Consider the following 15,754-nt stretch of genomic DNA (forward strand, 5'->3'; position numbering starts at 1 on the left):
ATTGGCCGGCACGCAAAGGGGGTGCGCGTTGCGCCGAATTATCGTCAACCTGCAGCCATTGCGCAACGTCGAGTTGGGCGCCATCACTGAGGTGCAAGCGGCGTGCCTATGTCCGAAACGAGCTTGACGAGATCGGCTTGGCGTCTCGTGCTGGTTTTGGCGAAGATTCGGTTGAGGTGGGTCTTCAAGGTGTTTTCGCCGATGCCGAGCGCCAGCGCGCTCTTCGACGCGGACAATCCGCTGCCGATGCGCAGCAGGACCCGCGCCTCCGCGGGCGTCAGGTCGAACAGCGCGGTGAGGACAGCTTCAGGAAGTGGAGAAGAAGACGTCGTCGTCGACACGAAGACAGCGGCATATGCCGGCCGGAAAGCCGCGCGCGCGGTTCCCTCGGTCAGGGGCAATACATAGGCGACGGCGGGCGGCTGACCCGGGGCCGAAATGGGCAGGCCTATGCCGCGGGAGCCGAGCGAAGCGTCCTCGCTCGCGGCACCGGCGATTGCCTCCAGCAGGGCGCGGGCCGTCACCGGATTCTGCGCCTGAAGCAGGCCCTTCCTGGAAAGAACGGGACCTTGCGCCGAAAACATTCGATCGGCCGCCCGATTGGCATGGAGGATTGCTCCGTTGGCGCCGGTAAGAACGACAGGCACGGCGAGACGGTCGAGCGCTTGGCGATAAAGGTCGGCGGTAACGCGGGCCTGATCGAGCAGATCTCCAATCAGGGAAGCACGGCGCAGATGCGGCGAGAGCAATGCCAGGAAACGCTGTTCTTCGACTGAGATGATCTCCCTGCTGGCCCGCGTGGTGCAACCCATGAGCCCGATCCGGTCCGGCGTATGAACGAATTTGGTGATGCAGGCCTCGCGCAATCCCTGCGGTCTGGCCCAATTCTGGAAAAATGGCGTCTGCTGGAGTTCGGCTTCGCTCATAAGAGACAACGTCGCAACGGGCGTGTCGATGTCGCCGACGATCGCGGCCTTCAGTCCGGGAATTGCGTCAAAATCATAATCCTCCTGGAGCATGCGCATTTGCACGGGATCCCAGGGCGATTGAGCCGCGAAGCGGCCGTGATTGCCGGCAGTGCTGGCAAGCGCGATGGTGGTGTAGGCGGCGTCGACCGCCTCTGTGATCCGGGTCATTACCCCGGCCCAGCCGTCCGGATTCAAAACGCAATCGTAGATATCGCCGACAATCGAGGAAAGTACTTCGCCGCTAAGCCTCTGCACCAAGCCTCCTGCACGCCCCGATCTCGCTTCGGAGGATTTCGCGAAGTCATACTTTTGGGTGACGCCACGCGTGGTTCAACCCGATTAAGGATGTAAATTCGATCAGATGACACTAGGCGGCTATTGTCTCTGGTTATTCTTGAAATGGAAAGCATCGCGCTCGCTATATTAGAGAACGCGAATGTATATGGGTACACCATTGCCACGAAAAACGGTGTTTTCATCGGCTCAACTGCCCTCGCATCTCAGTGATCGCGATCGATTTTCCCTCTGGCAAGACATCCACGTCGCGGAGATATGGTCGGTCGAATACGGCATATCGGAAAAGCTGCCTTTCGAAGCTGCGATCGAAGCCACGGCTGTCGGATCGCTGGTTCTTGGCCAGATGTCCGGAACAATCAAGCATGCAACGAGGAAGGCAAGCAATATCGCTGATGACGGCAACGATGGTTATCTCCTGCTGATAAACAAATCCGACACGCCGTTGACCGGCGCGCAGGTCGGCCGCGACTATAGTGTCGGGCAGGAAGAAGCGGTGCTGGTCACGGCATCGGAAGCGCTGAAAATGGCCGGCGCCGACAGCAATGTGTGGACAAACGTGGTGGTCCCCCGTGCTGTCCTCGCACAGGCCTTCCCGCGGATCGATGACAGGCTGGCGTTGAAGATCGGCGCCGAGAACGAAGCTCTCGATTTTCTCAAGCGTTATTGTCAACTTCTTGAAACCGGCCGCCCTCTCGTCTCGCCCGATCTGATAGCGCACGCGACGGAAACGATCGTCGATTTGATCGGCCTGGTGACAGGCGCCAAAGGCGAGCCTGCCGAACTGGCCGGCTTACGCGGGTTGCCAGCGGCCAGGCTGCAGGCGGTGCTGGCGAAGATCGCCGATAATTTCGCCAACCCCGGCATCTCGGCGCAAGGCGTCGCGCAGGAACTCGGCCTGTCGGCGCGCTATGTTCACGATCTCCTGCAGGAGACGGGCATCAGCTTTTCCGAGCGCGTTCTCGAACTGCGCCTGCAGACGGCCCACAGGATGCTCTCGCAGAGACAGAATGGCGAGATGCGCGTCAGCGAAATTGCCATGATCAGTGGCTTCAGCGATGTGTCGTATTTCAACCGCTGCTTTCGCCGCCGATTCGGCTACACGCCAACGGGCGCCAGATAGTAATCCGGATACCCGGAAGCTGGACACTTGATTTCCGATTCCCTCTCGTCGAAAGCCGAGATCCGCGGCGATCGATGGCGCCAAACTGCCACAGTGCACGGAAAAAGTACGGCACCTCACTCCAGTCCAATTCCAGTGCGGTCCTGCCCAAGACAACAGCTGGGCTCCAATGACATGTCAGCCTCAGGGTGAAACGACTGTCATGTCAGGGGATTGAATGCTGCGGAACACATTTGGAAGCCGCAAGGCGAAGGCGTTGAAGTATCTGGCGCTGACGTCAACGGCGCTGGTCGGTCTTGGCCAGCCAATCGCCGCCAAAGCGGCCGAGACCTGGACCGGCACTGTTTCCACGAACTGGTTTACCGCCGGAAACTGGAGCCCTGTGTCGGTGCCGACAGCGGCCGATAATGTCACTATCAACACAACCACCACAAACCCGACCGTCATCAACGCCGGAAATGCTTTTGCCGCGGGTCTCACCATAGCAGATGGCTTTTCTTCAACCGGTGATCTCACCATTTCGAATGCCGGCACTCTCACCAGTCAAGACGGTACATTGGCATATTCAGCAACCGCCAATGCATCGGCAACGGTTACGGGCGCCGGCTCCTCGTGGAGCACTTTCGCCAACCTTGCAATTGGATATGGGGGCACTGGGACGCTGACGGTCTCGAACGCCGGCACGGTCAGCAACACCGGTGGCTACCTCGGTTATGCGTCGGGTTCCAATGGTATGGTCAACGTCACCGGTGCCGGCTCCTGGAACAACAGCTCGAATCTCTATGTAGGCAATTCTGGCGCCGGCACGATGATCATCACCGCGGGCGGCAAAGTAACAAGCGCCGACGCATATTTGGGCTACAACGGAGGCTCGACCGGCACGGCGACGGTCGATGGCGCGGGCTCGACCTGGACCAACAGCGGGGGATTGACTGTCGGCGACAACGGCACCGGCACTCTGGCGATCACCAAAGGCGGCGCGGTCAGCAATGTCGCGGGTTATGTTGGCAAATCGGCGGGCTCGACCGGCACGGTGACGGTCGACGGCGCGAGCTCGACCTGGACCAACAGCGGGCCACTGATTGTCGGCGGCTACGGTACCGGATCTCTGGCGATCACCAATGGCGGCGCAGTCGGCAATAGCTGGGCCCATGTTGGCAGTTCGGCCGGCTCGACCGGCAACGTGTTCGTGGACGGCGCCGGCTCGACCTGGACAAACAGTTCCAACCTCTTTGTCGGCGATCAGGGCACGGGCACGCTTACGATCTCGAACGGCGGCACGGTCAAAAATGCCTCGGGCCTTGTCGGCACATTCTCGGGCTCGATCGGCACGGTGACGGTCGATAATTCGGCTTGGACCAACAGCTCTGACCTGTTCGTCGGCGGTTTCGGCACGGGCACTCTGACGGTCTCGAACGGCGGCAAGGTCAAAAATAGCTGGGGCTACGTTGGCTACGAAGCCGGCTCGACCGGCAAGGTGTTCGTCGACGGCACAGGCTCGACCTGGACAAACAGCGGCAATCTCACCGTCGGCGACAACGGCACCGGCACTCTAAGGATCACCAAAGGCGGCGCCGTCAGCAATGTCACGGGTTATGTTGGCAAATCTGCGGGCTCGACCGGCAAGGTGTTCGTCGATGGCGGCTCGACCTGGACCAACAGCTCCAACCTGCTTGTCGGCGATTTCGGCACCGGCACCCTGGCGATCACCCACGGCGGCACTGTCAGCAATAGCTGGGCGGCTATTGGCGCGAAGGCGGGCTCGACCGGCATGGTGTCAGTCGACGGTGCCGGCTCGACCTGGACCAACAGCTCCAACCTGGCTATCGGCGATTTGGGCACGGGCACCCTTGCGATCACCAACGACGGCGCAGTCAGCAATGCCTCGGGCTATGTTGGCCACTCGGCGGGCTCGACCGGCATGGTGGCGGTCGACGGTGCGGTATCGAAGTGGACGAACAGCGGGAATCTCTATGTCGGCAACTCCGGCACGGGCACGCTGACGATCTCGAACGGCGGCGCGGTCAGCAATGCCGACGGTCATGTGGCCTATGGTGCTGGCTCCACCAGCAAGGTAGTCGTCGATAGTAGCTCGACCTGGACCAACAGCGGCGATCTCACAGTCGGCAACAATGGCAACGGCAATCTGACGATCTCGAACGGCGGCACGGTCAGCAATGTCGAGGGTTACATGGCCTACGCTGCTGGTTCCACCAGCACGGTGTTCGTCGACGGTGCCGGCTCGACCTGGACCAACAGCTCCAACCTCTTCGTAGGTTATAAAGGCACGGGCACGCTAGCGATCACCAACGGCGGCGCGGTCAGCAATAATATCGGCTATATCGGCGCGGTCTCGGGCTCAATCGGCGAGGCCATAGTCGACAATTCGGCCTGGACCAACAGCGCGGAGCTGCTCGTCGGCGTTCAGGGCACGGGCACCCTGTCGATCACCAACGGCGGCGCGGTCAGGAGTGACGACCTGTTCGTCGGCTACCAGGGCACCGGTGCACTGAACATCCTGAACGGCGGCAAGCTCACCAACCAAGCCGCGAGCCTCGGCGAAGTCGATACCGCAACGGCGACCGCGACGGTGGACGGGCCGGGATCCTCCTGGAGCACCGATGACGTTCTTGCCGTGGGCGCCGGCGGTCACGCGACACTTTCCATCACCAACGGCGGTTCAGCAGATGCCGATGCGGTCGTTGTCGGCGGGGCAACGACAGCCATTGGTGCGGTTACCGTCGACGGCGCGGGTTCGAAATGGACCAACAAGAACGGCCTGTACCTTGGCGATCAAGGAAGCGGCACTCTTACCGTCACCAATGGCGGCGTAGCCTCCGGCGGCTTTGCCTACATGGCGATCGGTGCGGATGCCACCGGCCAGGCAACGGTCGACGGCACGGATTCGCTGTGGGAGATGCATGGCGACCTGCTGATCGGTTTTGATGGTACGGCTTCGGTGACGCTCTCCAACGGCGGCACCGCTATTGTGGACGGCCTTACCGTGATCGCCAGTCAGGCAGGCTCGACCGGCAACCTCAACATCGGCGGCGCGGCAGGCTCCGCGGCGACGGGCGCCGGCATCTTCGATCCCGCCGCGTTGCAGTTCGGCGCCGGCACCGGCGCGCTCAATTTCAATCATACCGGCGCAAACTACGCCTTCGGCGCCATCATCGGCGGACTGGGCACGATCAACCAGATCGCCGGCAATACCAACCTGACCGCCGATTCGAGCGGCTTCACCGGCGCCACCAACGTGAGCGGCGGACGGCTGGCCGTGAACGGCTCGCTGGCCAATTCGCTAGTGACGGTCTCGGGCGGCACGCTGGGCGGCAACGGCACGGTGGGCGGCATCGTGGCGCAAGCGGGCGGCATCATCGCGCCGGGCAATTCGATCGGCACGCTCAACGTCGCCGGCGACATCGACCATGCAGCGGGCTCGATCTACCAGATCGAACTCACCTCGACCGGTACCTCCGATTTCCTGCATGCGACGGGTGCAGCAACGATCGACAGCGGCGCGCTGATCGACGTGGTCAAACTCGACGGCGCGCCTTATGTGGCGGGCACGCACTATACCGTGTTGCAAGCCGATAGCGGCGTCACCGGGACCTACACGGTTACCGGCGACACTGGGGCGGCTTTCCTCGGCCTGGTCGACAGCTACGACGCCAATCACGTCTATCTCGATGTCGTCCAAAAGACCTTCGCCTCGGTCGGGCTGACGCCCAACCAGATCGCCACAGGCGGCGGCGCTGAAGGCCTGGGCAGCGGCAATGCGCTCTATGACGCCATCATGCAACTGCCCACGGAGGCGGCTGCTCAGGACGCCTTCGACCAGCTCTCGGGCGAAATCCATGCCTCGGCCAAGGGCATGCTGGTCGAGGACAGTCGCTTCGTCCGCGACGCCGCCAGCAACCGCATCAGCGCCGCCTTCGGCGATGCTGGCGCGGCCGCATTGCCGGTCATGGCCTATGGCGAAGGTGGACCAGAAATGGTCGCCGCCGACACCGATCGTTTCGCCATCTGGGGCCAGGCTTTTGGTTCCTGGGGCAATACGGACTCCGACGGCAACGCCGCCGCCTTCGACCGCTCGACCGGCGGCCTGTTGGCCGGCGCCGATACGTTGGTCGGCGGCTGGCGCGTCGGTCTGCTCGGCGGCTACAGCCATTCGAGTTTTGACGCCGATGATCGCAATTCATCGGGCAAGAGCGACAGCTACCATCTCGGTCTCTACGGCGGCACCAATTGGGGCGCGATCGCCTTCCGCACCGGTGCCGCCTACAGCTGGAGCAGCCTCTCGACAAAACGCGCCGTCGCTTTCAACGGTTTCACGGACGCGCTGTCGGCCGACTACGACGCCGGCACCGCGCAGGTCTTTGGCGAACTCGCCTACAAGGCCGATGCCGGGCGCTTCAAGCTCGAGCCATTCGCCAATCTCGCCTATGTCAGCGTGCACACCGATGGCTTCACCGAAACGGGCGGCGCGGCGGCGCTGACCAGTGCCGGCTCGACCACCGACGCCACCTTCACCACGCTGGGCTTGCGCGGCTCCACCGATCTTGCGCTTGGCGGCATGAACGCCACCGCACGCGGCATGCTCGGCTGGCGTCACGCCTTTGGTGATGTCACGCCAAGCTCGACCTTTGCCTTCGTCGCTGGCGATCTCTTCACCATCGCCGGCGTGCCGATCGCCAAGGATGCCGCCCTTGTGGAGGCCGGTGTCGACCTGCGTCTCGCTCCCAACGCCACGCTCGGCCTGTCCTATTCCGGGCAATTCGGTGGCGGCGCGGTCGACCAGGGTGCGAAGGTCGATCTTAGCTTGAGGTTCTGACGCCAACAACAGCGAAGAGCGCTGACCGGATAGAGGCAACGCTCGAATGCTGATCAGGAAGGGCGGCGGAATCGGCTTGCGGCATGATCCCGCGTCCGCCCTACTCCGGCGACGGCACCGGCGGCCGCGATGTCAGCGCTGCGCCGAAGGCGGCGGCAATGACCGCGGCGATCCCGGCGCATTGCGTGGTGGTCAGGCTCTCGTGCAGGAACAGGAAGCCGGCCAGCGCGCCCAGCCCCGGCTCCAGGCAGGTCAGCGTGCCGTAGATGCGGGCCGGCATCCGGGTCAGCGCCACCATCTCCAGCCAGAACGGCAGCGCGCTCGAAAACAGGCCGACGAGCAAGGCACTGACCAGGATCGACGGCGCCAGCAGCGCGGTCCCTGCTTGCGCCACGCCGAAAGGCAGCACCAGAACGGCAGCGATGGCCATCCCATACGCGGTGGTGCGCGAACCCAGTTCCGCGCCGGCCTTCTGGGCCAGCACGATGTAGAGCGCCCAGAAGCCGCCGGCCGCCAGCGCCAGCATCACCCCGGTCGGATCGAGCGGCTGGAGCGAACGGACGAAAGGCGACAACAGCACGATGCCGGCCACCGCCAGCGCGATCCAGGCAAAGTCGCTGGCGCGCCGCGAGGTCAAGGTCGCCACCAGAAGCGGACCGGAAAACTCCAGCGCCACCGCGATGCCGAGCGGAATGGTGGCAAGTGCGGCGTAGAACAGGAGGTTGAGCGCGCACAGCGTCACCCCATAGGCGACCAGCCACGGCATGGTGGCGCGCGACGGTCGCACCTGCCAGGGCCGCAGCACCGCGATCAGCATCAGCGCGCCGACGACGAGCCGCAGCGTCGTCGTGCCTTGCGCGCCGATCAGCGGGAACAGACCCTTGGCGAAGGTGGCGCCGATCTGGATCGACACCATGGCGCCCATCAGCGCCGCGACAGGCAAGGGCGCCGCTTCGCGACGAGCAATTGACGTCGATGTCATTTGGTTCGTCCTCCCTGCCGCCCGGCGCAAACTCGCCTAGCGGAACAGGAAATACGGGGAACCGGCCCGCCTGTCGTGAGGCAGCGCCGGCGTCCTGATGGGGCAGGACAGCGGATCGTTCGGCCCGGCCCGTTATGCCCCGTCCGTCATTACACGGGCAGGCGAGCCATCGTCGCTGAAATCCGGCGGTCGGGCCGTACAGGCACCGATGAAAACGGCAACTATGCTGCAGCGCGCAAACAAGGCTGAATTCCGCAGAAAGCCGCCAAAAGGCGGAAATCTGGCCGTTTTGTCGATAATTTAGTGCCCTGCTCACCGGAGTATTTCAGATGGGTAAATTTTTTGTGTTGCGCTGCACAATGCCATAGCCGATCCATTTCCCGGGGGACTTTTCGCGACTGGACATAGGCCGTGGAGGAACCGCCAGCTTGGCCAACTTGAGTTGTCTGTACGTCGAGCCCGGCCGGGCCGGACTTGCAAAGCCCGGGATTGGCGACGCCGGCACGCTGCCGCTCAAGCCGACCAGCAGACAGCTTCATCGCGGACATCGCGCCGGCGGAAGCCGCTGATGGGAAACGCCCGCGACATCCAACTGGATGCACTGAGGGCCGTCGCCGTGACGATGGTGATGTACTCCCATTTCTTCGCGGCGGGGGGATCTTCCTTCTGGGGTCATATCGGCGTGCGGCTGTTCTTCGTGCTGAGCGGCTTCCTGATCACGCGCCTGCTCCTGGAAGCGCGTTCGGCCGCCGAGTTCGAGACCGGCCCTGCGCTGCGATCCTTCTACATCAGGCGGGCGCTGCGGATATTCCCGCCCTATTTTGCCGTCCTGGGTTTCGTCTGGCTGGTCGACCTGGACCAGTCCAGGGGGTCGCTGGTCTGGCATGCGCTTTATCTGTCGAATTTCTGGTATGCGCTGCACAATGACTGGAACCCTTGGGTGCTGGGCCATTCCTGGAGCCTGAGCATCGAGGAGCAGTTCTATCTTGCCTGGCCGCTGGTCGTCCTTTTGGCCCCACGCCGCCGCTTCGAAGCGATCTGCATCGGCGTCATCGCGCTGTCGCTGGCCTATCGCTTCTATTGGCCGGTCACCGCCACCCCGGCGCTGGCGCGCGACCTGCTGCCGCCGGCATCCATGGATGCGCTGGCGTCGGGTGCACTGCTTGCCTGCTGGCGGTCCAGGGGCGCGGCCCTGCCGCAATGGGTGCGGCTGGGCTGGCCTGCCTTCGCGGCCGCATTCCTGATGATCGAGTGGTTTGTCCCGGCGCCCGCCGATCCGATGCTGGAATGGGCCCGCTGGCTGCTGCGGGAAGTCCTGCCCCTGGTGCCGCTGATGGCCATCGTTGCCGCTTGTTCGAGCGGCCTTGGCGGCGCAATCGGCAAGCTTCTTGACCTGCCGCCGCTGCTTGCGCTTGGCCGCATCAGCTACGGCGTTTATCTCTATCATCCGATATTGCTGTCGCTCGCCGTCAAGTCGCAGCCCTGGATTCCGCTCGATGTCTCGGAGCAAGGGCCAGGGCGGTTCCTGGTTGCAAGCGCCGCCACGATCGTCGTGGCCTCGATTTCCTGGGTGGTCTTCGAAAGGCCGCTCAACAGCCTGAAGCGCCACTTCCCCTATGTCGCGCGGGCCCGTGCCGCGCAGGCCGGCCATGGCGGTTGGCTGGCGAGGGCGCCCAGCGGATCGCCCGATGGCCGCACGCCATCGCTCGACCTCCAGCGAACGGATGTGACACGATGACCGCGGCGCCGCTCGTCTCCGTTCTGCTGCCGGTCTACAATGCGGGGCCCTATCTCGCTGCCGCACTGGGAAGCATCCTGCGGCAGGATTATGGCCGCTTGGAAATCATCGCGATCGATGACGGGTCGACCGACAATTCGCTCGAGATCCTCGAGCGATACCGGGAGGCCGACAGCCGCATCTCGATCATCTCGCGCGAAAACCGTGGCCTCGTCGCGACGCTCAACGAAGGGCTGGCGGTCGCCCGGGGCGAGTTGGTCGCGCGGATGGACGCCGACGACGTCGCCTATCCCTGGCGCTTGTCGCGCCAGGTGGCGCTGTTTGAGCGGCGGCCCGAACTCGGCTTCTGCGGCGCCGGCGTCGATATGTTGATCCGCGGCCGCATCGCCACGGGCAAGCCCGATCCGGTGTTCCGGTTCGGCCGCATCCCTATATTGGCGATGTTCTTCACGATCTTCATGCACCCGACGGTGGTCTACAACAGGAAGATCGTCAACGACGGCGTTCTCCACTACGACCAGACCTACAGGCACGCCGAGGATTTCGATCTTTTCAGGCGGCTGGCCGGCCGTTACCCGGCGGCCATGATGCCCGAGAACCTGCTCATCTACCGCGTCCATCAGGAAAGCGTGACCAGCCGGCACATCAACGAGATGCGCAGGACGCATTTGCGGATCGTGGCCGAGAACCTCGAGCGCCAGGGCCTGGCGGAAGCCACGCGGGACCTGCGCGACATTGGCGATGCCGTCACCCGCGACACGGTGACCCGTGCGGCCAACTTCATCGTCCAGCTGGAGGAGGAGATTTGCTCCCTGCCCGCCGCGACGCGGCCAAGCTTCGAGGCTGGCGCGCTCAACCTGTTCTATTTTCTCTACCAGCTCGTAGCCGATGAAAGGCAGCCGCCGCTGACGCATGAATTGCTGACGCGGACCGCGAAGTGGAACGTCATCCGGCGCCGCGAGCAATATGCGCTGCGGCCCGGCGCCTGGGCGCCATGGCTCAGCCTCGCCTCGCTGTCGGCCAGCAGGCAAGCGGACGCCATGGCATACTTCTTCAAATCCGCACCCGCCGCGGCGGTTCTGGCACCTTATCAGGCGGGCTGAGGGATGATCGTCAAAGCCCACGAACCCCTGCAGCGCGATCGTTCGACGGCGCTTGGCCTTGCTCCGGCGGGGCCCCGCCCGGAACGCTCGGCGCCGGAAGTCAGCTTCATCATCTGTACGCGCAACCGTGTCGCCGTGCTGGAGGCCTGCATCAAGTCGGTGCAGGCCGCGTGCCGTGAACATGCCGGCTTCGCGGCCGAACTCGTGGTCGTCGACAACGGATCCAGCGACCGCACGGCCGAACGCCTGGCCAGCATCGCCGAACTGTCGGACATTCCATTCACGGCCATTTGCGAGCCGCGCCCGGGATTGGCGGCTGCCCGCAACGCCGGGCTGAGGCGCGCGCGCGGCCATGTGCTGGTCTTCGTCGATGATGATTGCACGGTCCATCGCGACTATTTGCGCGATCTGGAGCGACATTATGCGTCCGGGGAACGATGGCTCATCCGGGGAGGCCGTGTCGAGCTTGGCGATCCCAGGGATTTGCCGTTCACCATCAAGCGGTCGCGGGTGCGCGAGCGGCTGACACCAGATGTTCATCCCGGCGGCTTTGTGGTGGGCTGCAACATGACGATGCACCGCGATGTCGCGGCCCGCATCGGTTATTTCGACGAACGCTTCGGCGCCGGCGGACCATTGCGCTCGGCCGAGGACACCGATTACCTCGTGCGGGCGGTGTTGCTTGGCTTCGCGGTCGAGTATGTCCCGGACATGACGGTGCTCCATCATCACGGCCGACGGGATCGCGGATCCATCGAAAAGCTTCACCGCGACTACAGCCTGGGCAATGGCGGGCTCTGCCTGAAACATGTTCGCCATGCGCCCTGGCTGCTTCGCCATTTCTACTGGGCCGTAAGAGGGGCTTTCCGGGAATTGGCGGGTGGGCCTGCGTTCGATCATGAACTCAACCTGCCGCACTGGCCGATCGTCGTCATGAATTTGCTCGGGGCGGCCAAATTCGCGATTCTCCTGCTGGCGAGAAGGCCGCGGGCCGAGCCGCTGCGGCAAGATCAGCAAGCCAACGCCCAGGCGAGGTGAAACGCTATAATGCCATTGCTACCGCCAAGCCTGCCGATGCTGTTCCGGGCGTTCGGAAAGCGGCAACTGCGCCTGCTTCCGGCCGTGGTGGCTCTCGGTCTGGTCAGCGCCGTCCTCGAAGGGTTCGGCATCGGCCTGATCATCCCGTTGCTGGGCATCATCATGGGACACGGGGATGCGGCGGGAATGGCCGGTTTCTCCGCTGTCCTCCAGCACGTCGGATCGGGCTTGAGCGAGCGCGACCGGCTTGTCGCCATTTCGATAGCCATCCTCGGCTCGATCGTCCTGAAGAACGTTTTCGCCTTCGCCAACACGCTGCTGACGACCTTCATCTCAGGCAAGGCAAGTCATTCGATCCGCGGCGCCTTGTCGGAGCAGCTCTTGCGGGTCGGCTACCCGTTCTTCCTGCGGCAGAGTCCCGGACGGCTGCTCAACATCATCTCCAACGAATCCTGGCGGGCGTCCGATGCGATCCAGATCATGCTGTCGGCCATCGTCAGCGCATCGGCCGCCATCATCCTGCTGGCTTTCCTGCTGCTGCTTTCCTGGCGCATGACGCTTTTGGTCACGCTCGGACTGGCGCTCGTCCAGATCGCGCACGCCATCCTCTCGGCCAATCTCAAAGAGCCCAGCCGCAGCGTCGCTTCGCGCAACAGCCACCTCGCCTCGCAGATGCTCCATCTGGTTCATGCCGGACGCCTGATCCGCATCTTCGGACAGGAGAGCCGGGAGAAGGCGATATTCGATACGGCGTCCGATGCGGTTCGCCGCGCCTCTTTCGCCCTGCTTGTGCGCCAGGGAGCGTTGCCGCCGCTGACGGAGGTTCTCCACGCCATGCTGTTCCTGGCGGTGGTGATCGGCGCCTGGCTGGCGCAAGTGAGTTTTCCGCTGATCATCGCGTTCGTCATACTGCTCTACAGGCTGCAGCCGCATATGCGGGCCCTGCAAGGGTCGTGGAGCCAGTTGCAAGGCCTGAGCGGATCGCTCGAAGAGGTGACATGGATGCTGGATCCCACAGGCAAGCCGCAACCGCCGCGAGGCGACGGGCCGTTCCACGGTCTGCGCCAGGGCATCAAGTTCGATGATGTGACGTTCACCTATTCCGGCACGGACCGGCGTGAAGTGGTGCTGCATTCGGCGACGTTCGAAATCGGCAGCGGCCGCTCGACGGCGCTGATCGGCCGCTCGGGCGCCGGCAAGACGACGATCGTCAATCTGTTGTGCCGCTTCGTGGAACCGGACACCGGCAGGATCCTAATCGATGGATCACCCCTCGACCGGATCGATGCCAGCCAGTGGCGCCGGCACATCGCACTGGCCAGCCAGGAGCTGGAACTGGTCGATGGCACCATTTTTGAAAACATAACCTACGGGCAGGATGCGGCCACGGCCAGCGACGCCGAGGGCGCCGCGAGACTGGCCGAAGCGCATGAATTCATCGAACGGCTGCCTCAGGGTTACGAGACACTGGTTGGCTACAGGGGTGTCAATTTGTCGGCGGGACAGAGGCAGCGGATCGCATTGGCCAGGGCCCTGGTGCGCGATCCCGATCTCCTCATCCTGGACGAAGCCACCAATGCGGTGGACGGACTGTCGGAAGCGGCCATCGTCGAGACCCTGAAGTCGAGAGCCGGCCGCCGCACGACCATCGTCATCAGCCACCATCACAGCACCATCTCGTTCTGCGACGACGTGGTTATCCTCAGCGGCGGCCGGGTGAAGAAGCAGGCGCCTTTCGGCGCCCTGGCATCGCTCACAATGGACGAGCTTTACCAGCACGAGCCGCTCGACTGACAAGGGTCCGGGCCGCGATTGCCCGGCGCCCCATTGGTTTACTCTCCGGGTGAGGTGCCGGCCCGGCGGAGCGGGAGCGAAGCGACGTCGCGGAGACGCTGGAATGACGAATTGAGCTATGTCGTGGCGCGGAGGTTCCTGCGGATGCGCCGCCTGCCCGTTGTACGTGCTTTCTCCGCCATCACTCCGGCGATCTCGACCACGCCGCCGCCCTCGCGCTGTCTACCGCTGGTGGCCTTGTGGAGCCGCTCGTAGGGCAGCAACTCCTTGATCCGGGCATTGAGTGACACGATTTCGGCTTTGAGGTCCTCGCACTCCTGCCTCTGGACGTCGAACTGTATCTGTTCCGATGCCTGTTGCAGCGCAAGCTGCGAAAGATTGGCGTTCACTTTCGAAAGATTCATCCTGTCGTTTTCGTTCTCATGGCTGAGAGCGGACAATCTTTCGTCGGCGATTTTCTTTTCGGCAAGGGTGTCGTTCAATTCACTCTTGAGCCTGGCGATCTCGCTGGCGGCCTCGCTGTTCTCGCTCGAGGCTTGCTCTAGTCGCGACTGCAAATTCTGGATCTCCGAACCCAACCCGCGTATTTCCGCCTGACCGCGAGCCAGCTCGGCTTCCCTGTCGCCTTCCATCATGCGGGCCGCTTCGGTTGTTTCCGACAGCTTCGCCTGTGCGGCCTCAAGCGCCTTCTGGAGCCGCATTTCCTCCTTCTCGCTCTTGCCGAGCGCGGCCAGCAGTTCCGCAAGCCGCGCTGCTTCGCTGGCATGGATCGTCGAGAGCTCGTCGAGCCTGTGGCGCGCCTGGGATTCCCGCTTCAGCGCCTTGTCGAGCTCGATCGACAGGTTGACATGCTTTTCCCGCAGCATCTTGCTCTCGCGCAAGCGCCTGTTGGCCTCGACCGTTCTGCCGGTCAGCCGCTTGGCGATGTCGCCGAACTCCGCCTCGCGTTTTGCGTTCGCATTGGCTGTCTCCACAAGTTCCAGCCTTGTCGCGGCAAGCGCCGCGCGAAGCGCCTCCCTGTCTTGAACCAGGCTTGTCTCGCGCTGTTGCAGCACTTCGAAAGCGCCTTCACGCTCGCGCAGCTTTCTCACCGCGTCGTGCAGCTTTTCCGCCAGCGTTTTTTGTTCAGCGGCCAGGCCGGCATTTGTAAGCTCCAGCTCGTTGGCGCGAAGAATGTCGTTGTGGAGGATGTTGAGGAATTCGCGCGTCAGATGGTGTGAGGTCCCGATCTCCGACAGTCTGTCGTTGATCTCCTCCAGATAATCCCTGGCGTCATGGAAGAGCCCTTCAAAGGCACTCAATGCGGCCAGTCGGGTCTGGGTATGGGGCGTCAGTCGTGGCGCGCTTTCGGAACTGTCCGTATCCGCACTGTCCGCGTTCTTCGCACTATCCCCATTGGCCGCATTGGCCTCGGGTGGCGGGTCGTCGGTACCCGCGGCGGGATCGGGGACATCATCGCTCTTTGGCGAAGCCAGGTCTTCGGCGTCCAGACTTGCATCCAGCGCGTCCGCCAATTCGATCTGCAGGTCCTGATCGGCCAATTCGACCTGCAGGTCCTGAACTGCTTTATCTACCTCTTCAGCACGCTTGATCAGGCCTCTGAAGTTCATGACCGAACTCCCCTTACGCACACCTCGACTGGAAACTTAACGAATTGCTAATATATCCTTACATCCGCCGATTGCGTAGGGGAAGCCCCCCGTTGGCACGAAGTTAATTTGGGACATTTGGGGTGGGGATGCTGCCAGGAGCCCTGCCGCGGCCGCGGAAAAGCCTGCAGCGCCGCGCTAACCCCCACCCCGCTGCTTCGCAGCGACCCTCCCCCCAAGGGGGAGTGTGAAGACGCGCCCTGCTCGCCGGCGGATAGCGCTCTCTTATGG

9 protein-coding genes are annotated in these 15,754 nt (G+C 63.5%); 6 read left to right on the top strand and 3 right to left on the bottom strand.

Annotated elements, in window-relative coordinates:
• Window positions 1–83: 83 nt before the first annotated feature.
• On the bottom strand, window positions 84–1,136 hold the full coding sequence (locus NKG99_RS28730) for a helix-turn-helix transcriptional regulator (protein ID WP_352872507.1): 1,053 nt from the start codon (window positions 1,134–1,136) through the stop codon (window positions 84–86).
• A 301-nt stretch (window positions 1,137–1,437) separates the two neighbouring features.
• On the opposite strand from NKG99_RS28730, the gene NKG99_RS28735 reads away from it, so the two are divergent.
• Together NKG99_RS28735 and NKG99_RS28740 are read left to right on the top strand one after the other, a co-directional pair.
• Entirely contained in the window at window positions 1,438–2,385 is a 948-nt protein-coding gene (locus NKG99_RS28735) for an AraC family transcriptional regulator (RefSeq protein WP_352872508.1), read from the top strand.
• Window positions 2,386–2,602: 217 nt separating this feature from the next.
• A complete protein-coding gene (locus NKG99_RS28740) occupies window positions 2,603–7,219 on the top strand; it encodes an autotransporter outer membrane beta-barrel domain-containing protein (protein WP_352872509.1) in 4,617 nt (1,538 codons plus the stop codon).
• Window positions 7,220–7,319: 100 nt separating this feature from the next.
• On the opposite strand, the gene NKG99_RS28745 is transcribed toward NKG99_RS28740, so the two are convergent.
• Window positions 7,320–8,201 carry an EamA family transporter gene (locus NKG99_RS28745; protein ID WP_352872510.1) on the bottom strand — a complete coding sequence of 294 codons (882 nt, stop codon included), beginning with the start codon at window positions 8,199–8,201 and terminating at the stop codon, window positions 7,320–7,322.
• Between the two features lie 568 nt (window positions 8,202–8,769).
• Here NKG99_RS28745 and NKG99_RS28750 point away from each other — a divergent pair.
• From NKG99_RS28750 to NKG99_RS28765, 4 genes are read left to right on the top strand one after another with little or no spacing between them, the layout of a single operon-like run.
• Window positions 8,770–9,939 carry an acyltransferase family protein gene (locus tag NKG99_RS28750; RefSeq protein ID WP_352872511.1) on the top strand — a complete coding sequence of 390 codons (1,170 nt, stop codon included), beginning with the start codon at window positions 8,770–8,772 and terminating at the stop codon, window positions 9,937–9,939.
• Entirely contained in the window at window positions 9,936–11,042 is a 1,107-nt protein-coding gene (locus tag NKG99_RS28755; RefSeq protein WP_352872513.1) for a glycosyltransferase family 2 protein, read from the top strand. The genes NKG99_RS28750 and NKG99_RS28755 overlap by 4 nt, the downstream gene beginning before the upstream one ends.
• 3 nt (window positions 11,043–11,045) lie before the next feature.
• The gene (locus NKG99_RS28760; protein WP_352872514.1) at window positions 11,046–12,080 is read left to right on the top strand and encodes a glycosyltransferase family 2 protein; all 1,035 of its coding nucleotides are present in this window, start codon (window positions 11,046–11,048) and stop codon (window positions 12,078–12,080) included.
• Between the two features lie 9 nt (window positions 12,081–12,089).
• Window positions 12,090–13,874 (top strand): ABC transporter ATP-binding protein, encoded by a 1,785-nt coding sequence (locus tag NKG99_RS28765; protein ID WP_352872515.1) that lies wholly within the window; start codon window positions 12,090–12,092, stop codon window positions 13,872–13,874.
• Between the two features lie 116 nt (window positions 13,875–13,990).
• Here the strand turns inward: NKG99_RS28765 and NKG99_RS28770 are convergent, their stop codons facing one another.
• On the bottom strand, window positions 13,991–15,484 hold the full coding sequence (locus tag NKG99_RS28770; RefSeq protein ID WP_352872516.1) for a coiled-coil domain-containing protein: 1,494 nt from the start codon (window positions 15,482–15,484) through the stop codon (window positions 13,991–13,993).
• Window positions 15,485–15,754 lie beyond the last annotated feature (270 nt).

The organism is Mesorhizobium sp. M1409, from assembly GCF_040317535.1.
Lineage (GTDB): Bacteria > Pseudomonadota > Alphaproteobacteria > Rhizobiales > Rhizobiaceae > Mesorhizobium.

Coding starts and splice junctions, on each gene's coding strand:
- NKG99_RS28730 (WP_352872507.1), bottom strand. CDS start 1,136: ATGACCCGGATCACAGAGGCGGTCGACGCCGCCTACACCACCATCGCG.
- NKG99_RS28740 (WP_352872509.1), top strand. CDS start 2,603: ATGCTGCGGAACACATTTGGAAGCCGCAAGGCGAAGGCGTTGAAGTAT.
- NKG99_RS28745 (WP_352872510.1), bottom strand. CDS start 8,201: ATGACATCGACGTCAATTGCTCGTCGCGAAGCGGCGCCCTTGCCTGTC.
- NKG99_RS28750 (WP_352872511.1), top strand. CDS start 8,770: ATGGGAAACGCCCGCGACATCCAACTGGATGCACTGAGGGCCGTCGCC.
- NKG99_RS28755 (WP_352872513.1), top strand. CDS start 9,936: ATGACCGCGGCGCCGCTCGTCTCCGTTCTGCTGCCGGTCTACAATGCG.
- NKG99_RS28760 (WP_352872514.1), top strand. CDS start 11,046: ATGATCGTCAAAGCCCACGAACCCCTGCAGCGCGATCGTTCGACGGCG.
- NKG99_RS28765 (WP_352872515.1), top strand. CDS start 12,090: ATGCCATTGCTACCGCCAAGCCTGCCGATGCTGTTCCGGGCGTTCGGA.
- NKG99_RS28770 (WP_352872516.1), bottom strand. CDS start 15,484: ATGAACTTCAGAGGCCTGATCAAGCGTGCTGAAGAGGTAGATAAAGCA.